This window comes from Aeromicrobium sp. PFPM2_SD2 (assembly GCF_057364525.1).
Genome location: NZ_JBNFNZ010000802.1, coordinates 1 through 572, shown reverse-complemented (window position 1 = coordinate 572; position 572 = coordinate 1). Strand labels below are relative to the sequence as shown.

The window sequence follows — 572 nt, the reverse complement described above, 5'->3', positions numbered from 1 at the left end:
CGGCGCGCCTGCGGCACGGTGAGCGTCGCCGCCCCCGCCGCCCCACTGGTAGCCGTAGGCGGCGACGCCCAGGTCGACCTTGCGCCGGGGCACGCGGCGGACCAGGAAGCGCAGCTCCGAGCGCACCCAGCGCACCGACCCGATCGCCCCCGGGCCGGACCAGGTGGGGCCGTGCTGGTCGTAGGCCATGAGGACGACCCGGTCCAGGCTGCGCGCCAGACGGCGCAGGTCGTAGCCGCGGGCGCGGTACCCGGCGTCGTTGGTCGAGGCCATCACCGCCATGGACAGCGACGCGCGGCGGGGCAGTGCCCGGCGGAGCTCGCGGGTGAACGCCGTCAGGCCGGCGGTGTCGCGGGGGAGCAGCGACTCCAGGTCCACCTGGACGCCGTCGAACGCGCGCGCCCGGCGCACGAGGCTGCGCACGACGGCCGCACGGTTGCTGCGCGACGACAGCATCCGGTGCGCGAGCGGCTCGTCGAAGTCGCCCAGGGCGTCGGTGTAGTTCGACACGAGCAGCACGGCGCGGCGGTGGTGGCGCTGGGCGGCGCGGCGCAGGGGCGTGGGGCCTCGCG

The 572-nt window shown here is 77.3% G+C and carries 1 protein-coding gene; it reads right to left on the bottom strand.

Annotated features, from left to right (window positions below):
* Positions 1 to 519, bottom strand: a 519-nt coding sequence (locus AC2W7G_RS18200; protein ID WP_485869670.1) for a glycosyl hydrolase family 18 protein, incomplete at its 3' end; no start/stop codon positions are given.
* Positions 520 to 572: the final 53 nt, after the last annotated feature.